The organism is Elusimicrobiaceae bacterium, from assembly GCA_017520185.1.
In the GTDB taxonomy this organism is placed as follows: domain Bacteria; phylum Elusimicrobiota; class Elusimicrobia; order Elusimicrobiales; family Elusimicrobiaceae; genus Avelusimicrobium.
This window is the reverse complement of record JAFXGO010000029.1, coordinates 64,353-82,459: the sequence shown is the minus strand read 5'-3', so window position 1 is coordinate 82,459 and position 18,107 is coordinate 64,353. Positions and strand designations below refer to the sequence as shown.

Annotated in this window: 15 protein-coding genes; 9 read left to right on the top strand and 6 right to left on the bottom strand. The window is 40.4% G+C overall.

From position 1 onward, the window contains the following. Positions 1-27 precede the first annotated feature (27 nt). Positions 28-477, bottom strand: coding sequence for a C_GCAxxG_C_C family protein (locus IKL48_04445; protein ID MBR3603911.1), 450 nt, complete (start codon positions 475-477; stop codon positions 28-30). A 59-nt stretch (positions 478-536) separates the two neighbouring features. Here IKL48_04445 and IKL48_04440 point away from each other — a divergent pair, with 59 nt between their 5' ends. After that, positions 537-1,781: a competence/damage-inducible protein A gene (locus IKL48_04440; GenBank protein ID MBR3603910.1), complete on the top strand. Its 1,245-nt coding sequence runs from the start codon at positions 537-539 to the stop codon at positions 1,779-1,781. A gap of 267 nt (positions 1,782-2,048) precedes the next feature. Continuing rightward, on the top strand, positions 2,049-2,597 hold the full coding sequence (locus IKL48_04435) for a prepilin-type N-terminal cleavage/methylation domain-containing protein (protein ID MBR3603909.1): 549 nt from the start codon (positions 2,049-2,051) through the stop codon (positions 2,595-2,597). Between the two features lie 133 nt (positions 2,598-2,730). Here IKL48_04435 and IKL48_04430 read toward each other — a convergent pair whose 3' ends face one another. From IKL48_04430 to IKL48_04410, 5 genes are all read right to left on the bottom strand, one after another. Then, on the bottom strand, positions 2,731-3,468 hold the full coding sequence (locus tag IKL48_04430) for an SIS domain-containing protein (protein MBR3603908.1): 738 nt from the start codon (positions 3,466-3,468) through the stop codon (positions 2,731-2,733). An 88-nt stretch (positions 3,469-3,556) separates the two neighbouring features. Beyond that, complete coding sequence (locus tag IKL48_04425) at positions 3,557-4,738, bottom strand: DUF4424 family protein (protein MBR3603907.1); 1,182 nt, start codon at positions 4,736-4,738, stop codon at positions 3,557-3,559. Then, positions 4,735-5,646: a hypothetical protein gene (locus tag IKL48_04420; GenBank protein ID MBR3603906.1), complete on the bottom strand. Its 912-nt coding sequence runs from the start codon at positions 5,644-5,646 to the stop codon at positions 4,735-4,737. The genes IKL48_04425 and IKL48_04420 overlap by 4 nt, the downstream gene beginning before the upstream one ends. Beyond that, on the bottom strand, positions 5,643-6,452 hold the full coding sequence (locus IKL48_04415) for a hypothetical protein (protein MBR3603905.1): 810 nt from the start codon (positions 6,450-6,452) through the stop codon (positions 5,643-5,645). The genes IKL48_04420 and IKL48_04415 overlap by 4 nt, the downstream gene beginning before the upstream one ends. After that, the gene (locus IKL48_04410; protein MBR3603904.1) at positions 6,445-7,458 is read right to left on the bottom strand and encodes a hypothetical protein; all 1,014 of its coding nucleotides are present in this window, start codon (positions 7,456-7,458) and stop codon (positions 6,445-6,447) included. The genes IKL48_04415 and IKL48_04410 overlap by 8 nt, the downstream gene beginning before the upstream one ends. 428 nt (positions 7,459-7,886) lie before the next feature. Here IKL48_04410 and IKL48_04405 point away from each other — a divergent pair, with 428 nt between their 5' ends. The 7 genes from IKL48_04405 (at position 7,887) to IKL48_04375 (ending at position 18,099) form a co-directional block, all read left to right on the top strand. Continuing rightward, positions 7,887-8,162, top strand: coding sequence for a metal-sensitive transcriptional regulator (locus IKL48_04405; protein ID MBR3603903.1), 276 nt, complete (start codon positions 7,887-7,889; stop codon positions 8,160-8,162). Positions 8,163-8,364: 202 nt separating this feature from the next. After that, complete coding sequence (locus IKL48_04400; protein MBR3603902.1) at positions 8,365-10,062, top strand: hypothetical protein; 1,698 nt, start codon at positions 8,365-8,367, stop codon at positions 10,060-10,062. 584 nt (positions 10,063-10,646) lie between these two features. Continuing rightward, positions 10,647-12,170 carry an SAM-dependent DNA methyltransferase gene (locus IKL48_04395; protein MBR3603901.1) on the top strand — a complete coding sequence of 508 codons (1,524 nt, stop codon included), beginning with the start codon at positions 10,647-10,649 and terminating at the stop codon, positions 12,168-12,170. 5 nt (positions 12,171-12,175) lie between these two features. Further along, positions 12,176-13,369 carry a hypothetical protein gene (locus IKL48_04390; GenBank protein ID MBR3603900.1) on the top strand — a complete coding sequence of 398 codons (1,194 nt, stop codon included), beginning with the start codon at positions 12,176-12,178 and terminating at the stop codon, positions 13,367-13,369. Next, positions 13,356-14,597, top strand: a complete 1,242-nt coding sequence (locus IKL48_04385) for a restriction endonuclease subunit S (protein ID MBR3603899.1) — start codon at positions 13,356-13,358, stop codon at positions 14,595-14,597. Before IKL48_04390 ends, IKL48_04385 begins: the two co-directional genes overlap by 14 nt. Before the next feature lie 9 nt (positions 14,598-14,606). After that, entirely contained in the window at positions 14,607-15,041 is a 435-nt protein-coding gene (locus IKL48_04380; GenBank protein ID MBR3603898.1) for a hypothetical protein, read from the top strand. Beyond that, positions 15,010-18,099, top strand: a complete 3,090-nt coding sequence (locus tag IKL48_04375; protein ID MBR3603897.1) for a type I restriction endonuclease subunit R — start codon at positions 15,010-15,012, stop codon at positions 18,097-18,099. The genes IKL48_04380 and IKL48_04375 overlap by 32 nt, the downstream gene beginning before the upstream one ends. The last annotated feature ends 8 nt before the right edge of the window (positions 18,100-18,107 follow it).

The following is an 18,107-nucleotide window of genomic DNA, read 5'->3' as shown; positions in this document are numbered from 1 at the left end:
GCGCGGCGCGACTAATGGATTTTTGGGTTATTTTTCAGAGGAGTTAAATAAATTTTCCAATATTTCTGCCGCACTGCCTACCATATCGGCGCAGGGGCGCTTTTGGTAATACTGTGGGGTGCGCGGTTGAGGAGTGGGCTCTTGAGGACCGCTTAATCCCAGCAGTTCGCGGCAGATGATGGAGCCGTTTTGCTTTTTAAATTCTTCTGCCATTTTTTGTACCAAAGCATAATGTTCGGCTTTGGCTTTTTGGTCTTTGGGGTCATTAGAGGCATATTTAACCCCTAGTACCATTAATAATCCGCTAAAAGCACCGCATACCTCACGCATGCGGCCCATGCCGCCGCCAAACGGGGTGGCTATTTTCTGTGCGGTGTTTGGATCTAAGCCCAAGTCTTCTGCAAAGGCTAAGAGTACCGCTTGAGAGCAGTTATACCCTTCTTTAAATAAAGCAGTTGCTTTTTCTTTTTTCGTCATGTTTTTATTATATAATTTATGAAAAAGAGAAGGAAATTACTGTAAATTTGGGTGTATAAATGATGAAATCAACCATTATTACCATCGGTGATGAAATTTTGTTGGGGCAAATTTTGGATACAAATTCCCGTTATATAGCCAATGCTTTGGCTCATATCGGCATGGAGACGGTGAGGATGTACTCTATTTCAGATAATGCTGCAGAGATTACCCGCTGTCTGGACTCGGCTTTACAAGAAAGTGATGTGGTTATTATTACGGGCGGATTAGGCCCGACCAAAGATGATATTACCAAAAAAACTTTAGCCGAATATTTTGGTATGGAACTGATTTTTCATGAGCAGGCTTATGAATGGGTAAAACAATTTGTTTCGCATTACCCTCAGGGTACGATGAACCAATATAATAAGAACCAAGCCTATTTGCCGAAAGATTGTACTGTTTTGCGTAATTTAAAGGGTACGGCCAGCGGTATGTGGTTTGAGGCAGGGGGGAAAGTTTTGATATCTTTGCCGGGAGTTCCTTTTGAAGCCGAGTATTTGATGACGGCGGAAGTTTTGCCCCGTTTGGAAAAAAGACTGAAAACAGATCTGTTAAAGTATAAAATGCTTACGGTGTATGATGTGGTGGAATCCTGTTTGGCTTTGGATTTGAAAACGTATGAAGACTCTTTGCCCAAAGGGCTGACATTGGCATATTTACCTTCACCGGGTTTTGTGCGTTTGCGCCTGACGGCGAAAGGAACATCTCAGAGAGATCTGGAGCATTTTTGGGCACGTTTACAACAGGCTTTAAAGGGCAAAAAAGTTAGTATGGCCGCTGAATCTGAGATACAACATGTTTTTGCAGAAGAACTAAAAAAACGCCAAGTAAAAGTAGCCACTGCGGAAAGTTGTACAGGGGGAAATGTGGCCCACTTGATTACGGAGGTGGCAGGGTCTTCGGCGTATTTTTGGGGTGGGGTTGTATCCTATGCCAACGAGGTAAAAATAAATGTGTTGGGCGTGTCTGCACAGGATTTACAAAAATATGGGGCGGTGAGTGAGCCGGTGGCCATACAAATGGCCTGCGGTGTGCGGCGCGCAACGGGTGCAGATTATGCTGTCTCTACCACAGGGGTGGCGGGGCCGTCAGGCGGAACACCGCAGAAGCCCGTAGGTACGGTATGGATTGGGGTGGCAGGGCCGAATAGGGCCTATGCGCAAGAGTTTCATTTTTCTGCCACACGTGAGCGTAATATCGCCAAAGCATCTGCCAAAGCCTTAGAAATGCTCTTGCAAGAAATACAAAAAGACCTGCCGTAAAAGTTTATCTTATCCAAAATCCCGCACCAAAAGGTGGGGGATTTTTTTGTGTATAGATTTTATAAGTTTATTGATTGTCGGAAAAGAAATAGATTTGTTTATTGAAAAAATTAAAAAGGGTTTATCGTCGAGAAATAAAAAACTCTTGACTATTTTTTTTTTTTTGATACGATTTGGGTACGGGCCGCAGATGGGTTTAAAAAACCTCCTACAGTTTCCCAAAAACGGCCCGTACACAGGGTTCATGTGCCCGAGGAGATTAAAATGATGAAAAATAACAAAGGTTTTACCTTGGTTGAATTATTGGTGGTAGTGCTTATCATCGGTATTTTAGCCGCTATGGCCATGCCGGCCTACTTCAAGTCCGTTGAACGGGCTCGCATTGCAGAAGCTGATACCATTTTGGGTTCTGTTGCTCAAGCTCAACAACGCCGCTGGATGAAGAACAATTCTTATTCTGCATTGTTCTCCGGCTTAGACGTATCCCCCACCAATGCTGCTTCTGCTACTTTCTGTACGAAAGGTGGCACCACTTCTGGAGAGGGCGCGAGCGCTACGACCACTTGTAATAACGGTTTTGAAATTACATTAGGTTCAACCACTAATGCATATGGTAGTGGTTCTGCCACCGCTACCCGCGTGGGCAACAGCCAATACTCTTATGTGTTGACTCGCAAGTATCAAAGTACGCATACCACCTGCACAGGAACAACAGAAGAAGACAAAGCCTTATGTGCCGACTATTGCGGTACGGATACCGTTTCTAATACTGGTGCTTGCTGCAACGATGGTACAGAAGCTGCATGTACTGATTAACCGACCAGCGGTGGTGGTACCACTGGTTCTTAATTGCTGATTCTTAGGATTTTACCCCGCCCCAAAGGCGGGGTATTTTTTGGGGTTAAAAAACCCCCGAGTTCTTCGGGGGTTTTGATTTTCGGAAACATTTTTAATCTAAATATTTAATGCGTCCTTCATACTTAGCAGCCAAACGGGTGTTATGCTCGTCTCCGCCGGCATTACTACTGCGATAGACGGGGATTTCCAACCCTTTTTCCGCCATGATTTGAGCCGCGCGGAAAAGGATTGCCTGAAAAATGCTGACCCCTGCCACTGTAGAAATAGGTGCCACATCTACTCCGGCCACTTCTAAGGAGGTTTCATTGGCAGAGCAACAATTGTCTATCACAATATCACCTACGTCTTTCAGCATTTTTCCGCTGGAATGACGGGAAGCACTTTTTTGGTGAGAGCCTGCTGCGGTAATGACAATGGTGGTGACACCGCGTTCTTTGGCATACAATACCGCATCAATACCGGCAGGATTTTTGCCTGAATTGGATACGGTGAGCAATATGTCTTGCGGTTGGAACGTATGCTTGGCCAAAACCGCTTTGCTATAGCCTTCTAGTCTCTCAAAAGCCGTTCCTGTATGAGCACCGCTTTGAAACATAAGGCCCGGATCCAAAATGGCATCCACCGCTGCAAAACAGCCACTACGGTGAAAAGCATCTACCGTCACACTGCCACTATGGCCGCAACCAAAGGTATGCAAAATACCATTTTTTTCCAAAGAAAGGGCAATGGCTTGGGCGGCTTTTTCCAGAGTGTCGCTCTGGGTTTGTTCTATTTTTTGCAGTAAGTTTTCTACTGCTTGAAAATATGGGTTTTTAAGTGAGTTGTTCATAGCATTATTATATATAAAAAAGCGTGTTAATTAAGCAATAAAAAGGCATTTTGTAAGAAGTGCCTTATCAATAGTTAAAAACATACCATTAAAACACTTTTATCAAATTTTGTTTGTGCGTGTAGCCCTTTATTTGGTTTTGCATGACGGGGTACCATTTGCCTTTTTTCTCCTCAGGCCAAACCCATACATAGGTGTCGTTTGCTAATTGGCCGATTACTTTCCCATTGGGGTTATCGCGCAAATTGGCAGGGCCGTCTATGCGGTAAAGTACAGGAATATTTTTTTGTGTACGGTTAAAGGGTAATACTCCATTTACCAGAAATTCTGCAGATAAATCCCACTCTGGGGTATAGTCTTGCCGATTAACGGCATAATATTCCTCACCGTAAAATGCCTCTCCGTCAAAACAGCCGACCGATTTGAACGGACTTTGCACGATTAAATTGAAACTTTCAATCGGCCCTTGCCAATTATTAGCGGTTGTAAGAATATATTCTAAGTAATTACGAGCCTGCAGATGCTCTAGGGAGTATGTATTTTCATTTTCCGGTATATAGGCAAATGATTTATACAGCTCACTCTCCCTGTTAATACATTCGGAAAAGGGAAAGCCCACATTATTATAAATGGCAGTAGGAGTATAGGTATGCCGAACAGATACTGTTTTGTGTGCCGGAAAAGTTTGCTGCCACGAATAGGAAATTTGTTTTTTCCAATTTGTATCGTCCGGTATTTTCCAATTTTGTATTTCGCCTTTATCTCTATCCAATGTCCAACCCCACTCAATAATTTTTTTATCCTGTAATTTTTGACGGGTTTCTTCCTGTAAGGTTTGGATGCGTTTGGCTAATTGTTGATCCGTAATAACTTCTTCGGGACGGTAAAATAGGATAAACACGTCGTTTGTAATATCTTTATCGTTTTGGGTGACAGTCCAATGTGTCTGATATGGTTTCGTCTTTCCGTTAACCCATAATTTAAATTTATAATCGTGTGCCTCATCACCTAAATATTCTTTGACGGCGGGCATTTGCGGTAAAGGGAAAAACATTTGTGTGTTAATATCTTTATCCGTTGTATTTTCAAAAAGATAGTTCACTTCTATTTGGTACGGACGGATATAAAGGGCTTCTACTTTCATTTTTATCCCGTCCTGTTTTTCAAACACGACCCCGCCGGTGGGAAGTATTGTACCGGCTGTGTCATTGGCAATAGACGTCGCTGCAAAAGAAAATACAAACAATAGAGCTAGGAATGTTTTTTTCATTTTTTTGTTTGTTCTTGTTGTAAACTTTTTTTCCACTCTTGGTATTCTTTGACGGCTATGTCAGCTTGTTCTTGAGTTAGCTTTTTTCTAACGACCAGTTGATTAGTGATTTGGTCTTTATGCTCGTCATCATCAAATTGTTTAGCATAAATGATCCAATCCGTCCCCGGAATTCCCATAGGATTATGAGGATATGTGTGGTTTATGGTAGAAGCATATATCCCACGGGTACGGTTTTTCAAATCGCAAAAGAAAATACCAGCTTTCCATTTTGGTTTTCCATCCTGCTTGTAAAATTCACTTCTGTCGTAATAAAGTATATTGTTATCGCAGTAAGAAAAATATTTTTCGGTCATATGATCAATATCAACAGGACATTCTTCTAAAGTAAACGGATATTCGACATCATGATCAATCCAAGTTACTTGATAATATGAGGATGATTCCTCGCCTAATGTTGAGGGGATAATTTTTTTAGTAAATTTAACAGATTTATCTTTTCCGCAAGAGATAGAATAGTTTTCTCCATCATTCGGATGAACGCGAAATTTATCTAATGTTTGTTTACGAAAATCTAGATATTTTTCACCATCCACCCAAAAATCTATGATTTCCGGTTTAGGTAATGTTTTTGTTGAAGGAATATATAAAAAGAAACTTATAAATTCCATATACAAATATCCGTCAATTATGTAATAATCAGTTCCTTCGTTATAAGTAGTAGCTTCGGCTAATATATAAGCTCCGTCTTTATCTTTTTGAGGATAGTAAAAAGGACGAAGACGTGAATAGACAGGCGCCTTTATTTTTGTATTATCTTTGTCGTATGGATTCAAAGGCAAAGGATCCGCGAATATAGTGGATGGAAAGATACTTAAAACAAATAGGGCTATGAGTATATTTTTCATTTTAATCCTTTTTTCATTTCAATACGAGTTTGTTTTTGTGCAGAGTTGGAACGTTGATAGAGAAGATAATTTGTACCTGGTATAGATATCGGACCGTGTAAATCGTCCTGACAATGTCCCGGAAGATAAGGAACAAAAATCTCGTCTTTCCCGGTAGAAATATGATGGGCGCGGATGACATTACACCAATACTGACTGCTTTTTTTATCTGCATTGCGAACAGTATGCTCGTAATAAAACACATCATCTTTGCACAAGGCATACCTTGGCAGCCCAAAGGCATAAGGAGATAAATCTTCCGGTAACGGAAGTATTTTTGTTTCTTTTTTTACCGTGTCATGCCATGTTACGGCATAAGGAGACACATAATCACACCCTTCACAAGGAGCCGGTTTGTGACTGTTGTTTAAGGTGATAAATTGAGTTTTTTCCGTATTGCAGTACAAAGTTAAATTGTAATGCTCTAAATGAGGGTATTCGTATTCTTTTAATTCTTTTTCTATATACTGTTCGTTAGATCCGTTCCATACGCCTTGTATAAGAGCAAGCCCCGGTTGTTTGGGGGAAAAACGAAGCAGAATACCCCCGTTTTCTACATATAAATCTCCGTTAGGCACAGGATAAAAATAGATGCCCTCAGATGCATAAGTGAAATCTTCGGCAATCAGCAAACTGCCGTCAGTTTGTGGCAGGCCTTGTGAATAGACTGCCGTTTGACTGCCTACAGAAACTCTATTTACCCTCTCCTGCGCAAAAAGCATGCAGGAGAGGAAAACAAAAATAAATGTCCAAATAATTTTATTCATTTTTTTGTGTTTCTTGGGAATCTTTACTATAGTTTCCTTTGTAAATATAATAGTTCGTGTGAGGTTCTTTGTTTGATGTAATATGATATCCCAAATGTTTGGTAGTTATTTCTTCTTTGCCTATGCTTCCTTGTACCTCAGGTACAGCAATCTTATGACCTTCCTTGTCTTTGAAATTTTTACTTTCAAACATGGTGGGATTTCCTGTTAACATTCCACCATGCCCGTGTCCTTCGGGATTGTTGTATCCGAAGACCACTGTTTCTCCTTTTTTAGCCAAATCGTTGGCTGTTTGATGATCCAAAAGTCCTTTTTGCGTACGGGGAATCTTTTGCCAATCATCAGAAGTTTCCATAAAGTTTATTATATCATTCATAGATTTATTTGCGGGTAAATCAATTCCCTTTTCTTTTAATAAACTCCCCAATGCAGTATTGCAATGAGAGGGTTGAGTTTGTTGGTATTCAGCATCTTTTCGCTTCCATTCTTCCAAAGTGGCGGTTTGCCAAGTTTTTTTGTTTGCTTTTTCTCTTTCTTCCATTTCTTCCATATATGTTTGATATTCCTCGGGGTTTTCCCTTTCATAACGGGCGATTGCTTTCCCCACTGCCTTAGGGGTGTGAGGATATTTTTCTTGGGCTTGTTGCTCGTCAGTGAAATCTTCCAATCTTTCATCAAAATATTGATGATTGCTCGAGCGAGATTGCTTGGCTTGTAAGAGCTCTTGCATAATATTCTTTTTTTCTTCGGTATAATCTTGTTTGCCATACATGCGCGTGGTGAATTTGTCTTGGATAGCTTGTTTTCTTTCGTGATGGGCAATTTGTTGCAGACGGTTTTCTAAATATCGCCTGCGTAGGGGGTGTAGTTCTTCTGATTCCTGCTTATCAAGCGGCAACTCCATGGTTTTGATTTCAACATCTTTTGAGGGGTAATAGATGAAGTTTTTTTGGCGATTTTGCCCGTGTTGGCGGTGCGGAAGTTTTGTGCTGATGCGTTTGAACATAATAGCTCCTTTTAGATGAGAATATACGGCAGAATGAGTACGGCAGAGTATTGCCTGCGGTAGGGGACACAGGCATAAAAAGAAATAGTGATTAAAAATGTAATTTTGCGACAGGAAGGCACTTCTTTTATATTTTTATATTATACTATAAAATAGTTATATTTGTCAAGTGTGTTGATGCTAAAAAGGTCTTGACAAATACCCCCAAGGGGTATATAATATAATAAATACCCATAGGGGGTATAAAGGAGGAAAATATGGCAAAATGTTCAAATCCGAAATGCACCTGTGACCCTTGTACCTGCGGCGATAACTGCCAGTGCGATGGTACTACTTGCAAATGTCCGAAGCCGACAAATAGCAAATAATATAACTAAAAGTCCCCGAGTATGACGCTCGGGGACCTATTTTACAAAAAAGAGGATCTTATGCCCACTCAACACCCTTGTCACAAAGCTGAACTTCCTAGATTAAATAGAATTATCGGTCAGTTGGAAGGTATTAAAAAAATGATAGAAGAGCAGAGATATTGCCCCGAAATTTTAATTCAATTAAAAGCGGTGCGTTCTGCTATTGTGTCTGTGGAAAAAAATATTTTATCCACCCATTTGGAAAAATGCGTGACGGATTCTTTTAAAGATCAAGACATGGCCAAGGAAAGAATCGCGGAAATTAAAGAGCTTTTTAATAAACTTCAAAATTAAAATAGCAATACGAAAGCATACGTTTTCTAGGTATTTGAATTTGTGTTATTTATCTCCCAAGATAGTGGCCGATATTTTGGAATATAATAATCCGCGCAATATGACCTTGCGGGAACTCATGAATCTCGCCGAGGGGGAAACTGATTTCGAACGGCAGGAAAGGGAGTGGAGATAGAAAGAATGTGATAAAATATTTTTACCTATGAAACTAATCGATAATCCAAAATTAATGAAAGAATGGGATTATAAGAAAAACACTTTAAATCCTGCTGACCTGTCTCAAGGAAGCAATAAAAAAGTGTGGTGGAAATGCCCTAAAGGTCATAAATATCAGGCTACGATATATAATAGGTCTGTAGGTCTAGGTTGTTCTATTTGCTCAAATCATCAGGTATTAGTTGGGTTTAATGATTTACAGTCTAATTTCCCAAATATAGCAGAAGAATGGAATAAAGAACTGAATATATCTTTACTTCCTGTGGATGTTGTAGCAACTTCTACGAGGAAAGTTTGGTGGATCTGCTCTGTTTGTGGACATAGTTGGCAAACACAAGTGCGCAATAGGACACTTGGAGGAACGGGCTGCCCTATTTGTGCAATAGAAAAAATAAAAAATGCTCGCCAACAAACTTTTCTTCAAAAAAAAGGATGTATAAAAGATTCTTTATTGATTAAAGAATGGCATCCCCATAAAAATGGAAATTTTACTCCTAAAGATTTTACTCCGTCTAGCAATAAGTATGCTTGGTGGATATGTCATAAGTGTGGTTATGAGTGGCGTGCTAAAATATCTAACCGTAATTTATTAAAAAGAGGATGTCCTTTGTGTTCTAATCAAGTAGTAATATTTGGAAAAAATGATTTAGCTACAACTCATCCTGCCCTTGCAAAAGAATGGAACTTCCAAAAAAATGGGAATTTAAAGCCTTCTAATGTTTCCCATGGTATGTCTAAAAAGGTTTGGTGGATTTGCCCGAAAGGTCATGAATATCAAGCAACGATTAATCATAGAAGTAATGGAACAGGGTGTCCTGTTTGCAATGAAGGACGGCAAACATCTTTTGCAGAACAGGCAGTTTTCTTTTATCTTAAAAAAATTTATCCAGATGCGATCAATAGATATAAAGATATTTTTACGAATGGAATGGAATTAGATATTTATATTCCTCAATTAAAACTTGGAATAGAATATGATGGGGTTTATTATCATAAATCTGAGAAAAATAGGAGAGAATTAAGAAAATATCATATTTGTCAAGAACACGGTATTAAATTAGTTCGCTTGAGAGAAGGAGAAAAAGAAGAGAATATAGTAAAAAAATGTTCTTATGATTTATTGTTACATGTTCCCAACCTAGATAAAAGTAAAAAAGCATTAGATAAACTTATTCTCATATTACTTAATCATCTAAAACATAGCAGTTTATTACAAAGTCATACTTTTTGTGCCAAAATTGATGTCAACACGGAAAGAGATAAATATGAAATCCGCAAGTATTTGGTATCTCTCAAGAAGGACTCTTTAAATGACTTAAGACAGGATTTGGTTGAAGAATGGCATCCAACAAAGAATAAGACCCTTATGCCCAATATGTTTACTTTAGGCTCAACCGCAAAGGTTTGGTGGAAATGTAAAAAATGTAGTCAGGAATGGGAAGCAACTATCGACCATAGAGTAAGAGGAACGGGATGCCCTAAATGTGGCGTTGAGAAAGTTACTGCTGTTAAGCGAAAGGCTATAGAAATGTTAGATCCAAAAACAAAAAAAGTAATAGCTACTTTTATTTCTCTTTCTGAAGCCTCAAGAAAGTTAAAGATTAATCATGCTAATATTTGTATGGTTTGTAAAGGACAGAGAGCTCTAGCTGGAGGGTATTATTGGCGGTACAAGATCAAATAATTCCGATCCTCACATTTTCCACATTAGAGAAAAAGGCCAGTTAGTGGCCTTTTTCTTTTCTACCAAAAAAATCTCCAAGATGGGGATAGATAAGAAAACCGCTCAAACCCTGACGAGGGACCCGTTCAGCACACAACAAAAAAGGCACTTCGTAAGAAGTGCCTTATCAAATGGTGGGGCTGTGGTGCGTGATGAAATTACCTCTCCCGTACGCGTACATAGAAACTCCCTGTTTATCAGGCAATTAGCAGGGAATTATAGATAAAAATTCGTTAGTTTTTGGATTTTGCAGTATATGCACCGTAAAATCCCTCGTCGCAGATATATTGGGAATATCGCGCAAATTCTCTAAAACTATTAACAGGGAAGAAATATGCCTGATATAAAGAAAAAGGAACTTATCAGGCTAGATAATATCTATTGAAAGGCAAAGCCTACCCCATAAGTTCCGTTGATATGGGTATGACTTGCACATACGCAAAGGCCCTAATGGCGCCATATCTAATCAAAGTGTAACAAATATTGAAGCACTACTTCCTATTTTGTATAGTAGGAATATACCCCTTTTTATATAGGAATTTATCATGGATAACGCCACAAAACAAAAACTTTGGAAAACCGCCGACCAACTCCGCTCCAACATGGACGCTGCCGAATATAAACACGTCGTTCTCGGGCTTATTTTCTTAAAATACATTTCCGATTCTTTCTCCACCTTGCGCACCACCATGCAGGAAGACGAATACTACCGCCAAAACCCGCAATATATGGAAGAAGATATGCGTGCCTATGCCGCCCAGCACAATGCCTTTTGGGTGCCGCAGGAAGCGCGCTGGGAGTTTCTGCGTAACAATGCCCCACAGCCCAACATCGGCAAACTCATTGACGATGCCATGTTATCCATTGAAAAAGAAAACCCAAAACTCAAAAACATTTTGAATAAAAACTACGCGCGCCTTTCCTTGCCGCAAGGCCGCTTGGCAGATTTAATCAATACTATTTCCACCATTGGCTTTGAAGACGGCCAAACCGCGCCCGATACGTTGGGCGAAGTGTACGAATATTTTTTAGGTATGTTTGCCGATGCCGAAGGCAAACGCGGCGGCCAATTCTACACGGCGGTCTCCGTCGTTAAAACTATGGTGGCCATTATGGCTCCGCGCGAAAATACCAAAGTTTATGACCCCTGTTGTGGTTCGGGGGGAATGTTTGTGCAGAGCGGCCGCTTTGTAAAGCTCCACCAAGGTACAGGCAACCTGTCTATTTACGGACAGGAAAGCAACCCCACCACGTGGCGTTTGGCGGCGATGAACTTGGCTATTCGTGGGATAGAGTTTGACCTGGGCAAAGAGCCGGCCGACACCTTCCATAATGACCAACACCCCAATTTACGCGCCGATTACATTTTGGCAAACCCGCCGTTCAACATTTCCGATTGGGGCGGTGAAAAGTTGGAAAAAGATGCCCGTTGGCAGTATGGTATTCCGCCTGCGGGTAATGCCAACTATGCGTGGATTCAGCATATGCTCGCGCACTTGGCGCCCACAGGGGTCATGGGGACGGTGCTTGCCAACGGCTCTATGAGTTCCAATACAGGCGGCGAGGGAGAAATCCGTGCGCGCCTGCTGGAAAACGATTTGGTGGAATGTATGGTGGCCTTGCCGGGGCAGTTATTCTTTAATACGCAAATTCCGGTGTGTTTGTGGTTCTTGCGCAAGCAGAAAAAGCGCAAAGGCGAAGTGCTGTTTATTGACGCGCGCAACTTAGGTTTCATGGCCGATAGAACACGGCGCGAATTTACAGATGCGGATATTGCCCAAATTGCGGATACTTATCACTCCTGGCGCGGTGATGAATTTGCCCCCAAAGGCAAGAAATACGCGGACGTAAAGGGCTTTTGCAAGTCCGCCACACTAGCCGAAATTAAAGCCAATGACTATGTACTCACCCCTGGCCGCTATGTAGGCGTAGCCGATACTGCCGAAGATGACGAGGCCTTTGCCGCCAAAATGGCACGGCTGACCAAAGATTTACAAGACCAAATGACTCAAAGTGCAGAGTTAGACACCCAGATTAAAGAGAATTTGGCTAAATTAGGGTGGAGATAAAAAATATGACTCAAAAATCAGAGAAAAAAGTAAAAGGAAAGAATTCATGTATCAAAGAAGTCCCTTACATAGTAACTGGATTTAGCCGAAATATGAAGGCTATTTTACAATTTATGCAAATTCTCAATCCAATGATTGACGATATAAAAAAGCAGGCTCCAATTGTAGATAAACTATTTGATCAGAAAGGGAAAGAAGTTGCAGGCAGACAAATATTGGCAAAATCTAAATTAACAAGTGAAGAAATCCAAATCATAGAAGAACATTTTGCTGCGTTGCGTAAAATATCACCAAGTCTATCGCTCTTGAAAAAAAGTAGTTTCTTGATTTTGATTAGTTATTTGGAATTCCTGATGAAAGATGTTTTAAAAGTATATTATTACCAACATTGGGAAGCCTTACAAGATAAAGAAGTTAAAGTTTCTATTACCGACCTAAATGTTTCATCAGATATCGAAGAACTTAAAAAATTGGTAGTGGAAGGATATGTCGATGGCCTTATTTATAAAAATTGGCAAGAACAGGTAAAACTAGTCCTTAAAATACTAGGAATAAAAGATCAAGACCTGTCGTCTGATTTGGACTTAATTAATGAAGCCGATAAGAGAAGAAATATTTTGATTCACAACGAAGGAAAAGTAAATCAAAAATATATTCGAGAAAGTGGCAAAAATATTCCCATAGGAACAGAATTAAAAATAACAGATTCATACTTTGATGAAGTGTATAATGAAATTTATGTTTTTGGGTTGATCTTATTAACTTATTTATCTGTAAATATGAAAAACGTAAAAGCTCTTCATTGGATTTTGGAAGAAGATGTTTTTGAATTGCTAAAAAAAGAAAAATATTCTTTAGTATTAAAATATTTTAATAGTTGTAAAAAAATAGATTTTATTGATGGGGAATTAGAAACAGAATCTCAAGTTAATTATTTGTTGGCGTTGAAATATTCTGGAATGCAAAAAGAATACGAAAAAGAATTAAATAAAATCAAGACCTCGCATCTGCAACCAATATTTCAACTGGCTTTTGCTGTCTTAAAAAACGATAAGAGAAAGTTCTGTCAATTAATCTCAAAAGCTAAATTGAGATTAGATGAGTGGGAGAATTGGCCGTTATTTAAAGAATTTAAAGAAGATGAAGAACTATCAAAGAAAGTATATCAAAAGTTAAAAAAGAAAAATGCAAAAAAGTGATTGGAAAAAGTGTAAATTAGAGGATATTTGTACTATTAAAAAGCGTTCCATTTCTCCTGAAGTTGGAATGAGGTACACTTTATATAGTTTACCCGCTTTTGATATGGAGAAAACACCTGAATACGTTAAAGGAGAAGACATCAAAAGCAATAAATTATTGGTGGAACCGAATGCCATTTTATACAACAAATTAAATATAAAATTTAAAAGGGTATGGAAATTAGGTTCTAGTTTAAAAGAAAATACGATCTGTTCTACGGAATTTTTGCCCATTTATGCAAACAAGATTGAACAAGCTTTTCTATTTTATATTTTAACAAGCCCCTTCTTTACAGATGCAATGATTGGATGTGCTACGGGGACTTCTAATAGTCATCAACGCATCCAATCTTCTAATGTGTTGAATTATGATATTTTATTGCCGCCGGTGGAGGAACAGAAGAGGATTGCGGGGATATTGGGGGCGTTGGATGATAAGATTGAACTGCTGCAAAAGCAAAATAAAACGCTAGAAGATATGGCAAAGGCCATCTTTAAGAGTTGGTTTGTGGATTTTGACGTCGTCCACGCCAAACAAAAAGGCCTCCCCAAAGCCGATATCATACGTGAGTATCACTTAACCGACGAACTTTACGATTTATTCCCGTCCGATTTTGAAAACTCCTCTCTCGGCCTCATCCCTCTCGGCTGGCAAGTAAAAACATTGGGAGATATTTCAACATGTTATGATTCTAAACGTATTCCATTATCCAATAGAGAACGTGCTGAACGGCAAGGAAATTATCCTTACTATGGTGCAACATCGATAATGGATCATGTCGATGATTTTCTCTTCGATGGAATATATTTGTTGTTAGGAGAGGACGGTTCTGTTGTCAAACCCGAAGGGACGCCCTTTCTGCAATATGTTTTTGGAAAAATATGGGTAAATAATCATGCACATGTGTTACAAGGAAAAGCTCCAGTTGGTACAGAATTTTTGTATCTGTTTTTAAGTGATGTACAAATACAACCCTACGTCACAGGAGCGGTACAAGCCAAATTGAATCAAAAGAATATGAACAGCATCCCTGTCTGCATGGCAACAGAAGATTTTGTCAGACAATTTCAAGGAATTATTGAGATATATTTTGTAAAAATTAGAAGCAATTTAAAACAAATACAAACATTGACGGAGTTACGCGACACGCTTTTACCACCCCTCATCTCCGGAAAAATCAGAGTGTAAAGGAAAAATATGGCCGTACAACTCACATTAGATGAATATGAATTGTTATTAACAGCGAAAATTCTTGAACCTGTTATTGTTAAAGGATTAAAAAAAGTAGGATTTTCTGATGAAGATATAAACCTAGCCGATAAATACTTGGGCTTGGAAATATTAAGCAGACTTGTTGCCGAGATAACGTATAATTGGCATTTGCATAATGTCTCTGCATTTTCTTATAAAAAACAATGTATCAGAATTGTAAAAATTTCTTATCATGCCATTTCAAATAAGGAAATTAAACATTATATAGAAAAAGCAGTAAATGAATATAAATTAGAAAATTGGCTAACCCTGCAGAGAAGCATTAAAAGAGCTAGTTGGCAGGAAGTTCCACATGATTTAATCAAAGCTGTGTTGGAAATAATGAAAAATGAAGAACCTAATCAACGAACAAGACCTTGAAAATTATTGTATGGAGTATTTTAGGCAAATCGGCTATCAAACCGCTTATGGGCCGGATATTCTGCCGGAAGGTGTAAGCCCTTTGCGGGAGGACGTGCGCCAAGTTGTCTTGCCGCAAAATATTAAAAATGCTCTTGTTCGCTTAAACCCGGGTGTAGCGCAAGCGGTGTTGGACGAGGCCTACCAACTTTTGGTTAATCCGTCCGAAGCCACCCTTATCGCCCGCAATGAAACCATTTACCATTATCTGACAGACGGAATAAAAGTTTGCCACAAAACCGCCACGGGGGAAGATACCGCCACCGACGTAAAAATAGTAGATTTTACTAATCCCGAAAATAACGAGTTTTTGGCTATCAACCAATTTTCTATCCAAGGCAACATGAACACCCGTCGGCCCGATATCGTGGTATTTTTGAATGGGCTTCCCATAGCTCTATTGGAACTCAAAAACCCCGCCAACGAAAAAACGGACACTACCGCCGCCTATAACCAAATCCAAACCTACAAAACGGATATTCCCGACTTATTTGACTATAATTTGGCATGTATTATTTCTGACGGAATCGTGGCGCGTATCGGTTCCGTGTCCGCCCGAGAGGAGCGCTATATGCCGTGGCGCACCTTGCATGGGGAAAAGCGGGATAACCCCACCGAGCATGAAGCGGAAATTTTGATTAAAGGGTTTTTTGATAAAGAGCAACTCTTAGATTATTTGCAATTCTTCGTTGTGTTTGAAAAAGAAGAAGCACAGACCATTAAAAAGATAGCGGGGTATCATCAATTTTTCGCCGGACGAAAAACGGCGGAAAGCATTTTGCGAGCCGTCCAAAGCGGCAGTAATAAGGGTGGAGTTATCTGGCATACGACGGGCTCAGGTAAGAGTTTATCTATGGTATGTGTGGCGCATAAAATTATGCGCTCGCCCGAAATGAACAATCCAACTATTGTGCTGATAACCGACCGCAACGATTTAGACACTCAACTTTCGGGCACTTTTGCACGTTGTGCGCCGCAGTTATCCCCTGTGCCCGCCAAAAGCCGCGAAGAAATGCAGGAACTCCTTAAAAACCGCCCGAGCGGTGGTGTGATTTTTACCACCATGCAAAAGTTCCTGCCCGAAAATGGGGAAGATGTTTTTCCTGTTTTGTCCGATAGAAAAAACATTGTGGTAATTTCGGACGAAGCCCACCGAACGCAGTACGGATTCGGGGCGAATTTCCGCTCCGGCAAATTAAAATACGGCTATGCTAAATATTTGCGTGATGGCCTGCCCAATGCGTGCTTTGTAGGTTTTACGGGGACGCCTGTATCCGAAGGGGACCGAGATACACAAGCCGTCTTTGGACCCTATGTAGATGTGTATGATATGCAAGACGCTATCCGCGACGGCGCCACCGTGCCGATATACTATGAGGCGCGGCATATTCAGCTAAACACGCGCGAAGTATTACTAAAACATTTTGATGAAGAAGTGAACCGATTGGCGGAAGATCTGTCCGATGCGGAAAAGGCACAGATGCGTTGGTTGACGGTGGAAAAATTAGCGGGGCTTCCCGAAAGATTGAGAGTATTGGCTTTAGATTTAGTGGAACACTTCGAAAAGCGCTTGGAATCTTTGGACGGAAAAGCAATGATTGTATGTATGAGCCGCGATATTGCCGTGCGCTTATATGAAGAAATCGTAAAAGTGCGCCCAAATTGGCACAATGCCGACCCAACCAAGGGGGCTATCAAAGTGATTATGACGGGGTCTGCTGCTGATCCGCAAAATTTTCAACCGCATCTATACAATGAACAGGTGGAAAAAGCCATAGAAAACCGCATGAAAGACCCGCAAGACCCGTTAAAATTGGTAATCGTGTGTGATATGTGGCTGACAGGGTTTGATGTGCCTAGTCTGCATACTATGTATATAGATAAACCAATCCGCGCGCATAACTTGATACAAGCCATCAGCCGTGTGAATCGTGTGTTTAAGGATAAGCCAGCGGGCTTGGTGGTGGACTATATTGGCATGGCGCGTAGTTTGGAAGAAGCCGTACGCGATTATACCCGCGGTGGTGGGCGGGGTGAGGTGGCTGCAGATATTGAGCGGGCATACGAGCAATTGCTGGCTTATATGGACGTGTGCCGAGGGTTCCTGAGCGGATTTGATTATAACGAGTTTAGAACGAAGGCATATGAATTATTGCCCGAAGCGTGGAACTTTATTTTGTCTCATGCCGTAAATCGCGAAACTGCTCAAAGTGATTTTTCCGATAATGTGTTAGCTGCTCAAAAGGCCTATGGATTGTGCCAAAGTTTGCCCAAGGCGGCAGCCTTGACGGAAGAATTGGCTTTTTTCTGCTTGATAAGAACGGCCATGAATAAAAAGCCGGAAGGAGAAAATAAATCCAACAAGAAGGATTTAGCCAGTTTAATAGGAACTTTGGTGGCTCAGGCGGTGTCTACGGATCACCCTGTGGATATTTTTGAGCAAATCGGCATGGAAAAGCCGAATTTATCCCTTGTCGATGAAAAGTTTTTGGCGAAAATCCGTACTATGAAACAAAAGGATTTGGCGGCGGAGTTATTGAAACGGCTCATAGAGGGGGAAATCCGTAGTAAGTTCAGACTCAATTTGGCTCAAATGAAAAAATATTCCGAAAAATTAAAGGAAATTGTAAATAAGTATAATAACGGCGCTCTGGAAACCTACCAAGTTATAGAGGCTTTAATTGATTTGGCCAAAGAGACAAATGCGGCCACACGCCAAGGGGAAAGTTTGGGACTGAGCGAGAAGGAACTGGCTTTTTATAATGCTTTAGAAGAGAATGAGTCCTCCGTGCGGGAGTTGGGCGATGCGGTACTGAAGCAAATTGCGCAAGAATTAACCAATTATTTGCGTTCTTCCGTGAAGGTGGATTGGAGTAAACGGGAAAGTGTGAAGGCCGGTATTATGCTACAGGTGAAACGGATTTTACGCAAATATAACTATCCGCCCGACCAACAACAAGGCGCTATTGACCGCGTGCTGGAACAAGCAGAACTGATTAGTGATGAGTTGGTAAAATAGGAGGGGAA

Bases quoted from the DNA above. Each gene is read 5' to 3' on its own strand.
- IKL48_04415 (MBR3603905.1), bottom strand. From the start codon at position 6,452: ATGAATAAAATTATTTGGACATTTATTTTTGTTTTCCTCTCCTGCATG.
- IKL48_04435 (MBR3603909.1), top strand. From the start codon at position 2,049: ATGAAAAATAACAAAGGTTTTACCTTGGTTGAATTATTGGTGGTAGTG.
- IKL48_04400 (MBR3603902.1), top strand. From the start codon at position 8,365: ATGAAACTAATCGATAATCCAAAATTAATGAAAGAATGGGATTATAAG.
- IKL48_04395 (MBR3603901.1), top strand. From the start codon at position 10,647: ATGGATAACGCCACAAAACAAAAACTTTGGAAAACCGCCGACCAACTC.
- IKL48_04445 (MBR3603911.1), bottom strand. From the start codon at position 477: ATGACGAAAAAAGAAAAAGCAACTGCTTTATTTAAAGAAGGGTATAAC.
- IKL48_04425 (MBR3603907.1), bottom strand. From the start codon at position 4,738: ATGAAAAAAACATTCCTAGCTCTATTGTTTGTATTTTCTTTTGCAGCG.
- IKL48_04390 (MBR3603900.1), top strand. From the start codon at position 12,176: ATGACTCAAAAATCAGAGAAAAAAGTAAAAGGAAAGAATTCATGTATC.
- IKL48_04420 (MBR3603906.1), bottom strand. From the start codon at position 5,646: ATGAAAAATATACTCATAGCCCTATTTGTTTTAAGTATCTTTCCATCC.
- IKL48_04405 (MBR3603903.1), top strand. From the start codon at position 7,887: ATGCCCACTCAACACCCTTGTCACAAAGCTGAACTTCCTAGATTAAAT.
- IKL48_04430 (MBR3603908.1), bottom strand. From the start codon at position 3,468: ATGAACAACTCACTTAAAAACCCATATTTTCAAGCAGTAGAAAACTTA.
- IKL48_04380 (MBR3603898.1), top strand. From the start codon at position 14,607: ATGGCCGTACAACTCACATTAGATGAATATGAATTGTTATTAACAGCG.
- IKL48_04410 (MBR3603904.1), bottom strand. From the start codon at position 7,458: ATGTTCAAACGCATCAGCACAAAACTTCCGCACCGCCAACACGGGCAA.
- IKL48_04440 (MBR3603910.1), top strand. From the start codon at position 537: ATGATGAAATCAACCATTATTACCATCGGTGATGAAATTTTGTTGGGG.
- IKL48_04375 (MBR3603897.1), top strand. From the start codon at position 15,010: ATGAAGAACCTAATCAACGAACAAGACCTTGAAAATTATTGTATGGAG.
- IKL48_04385 (MBR3603899.1), top strand. From the start codon at position 13,356: ATGCAAAAAAGTGATTGGAAAAAGTGTAAATTAGAGGATATTTGTACT.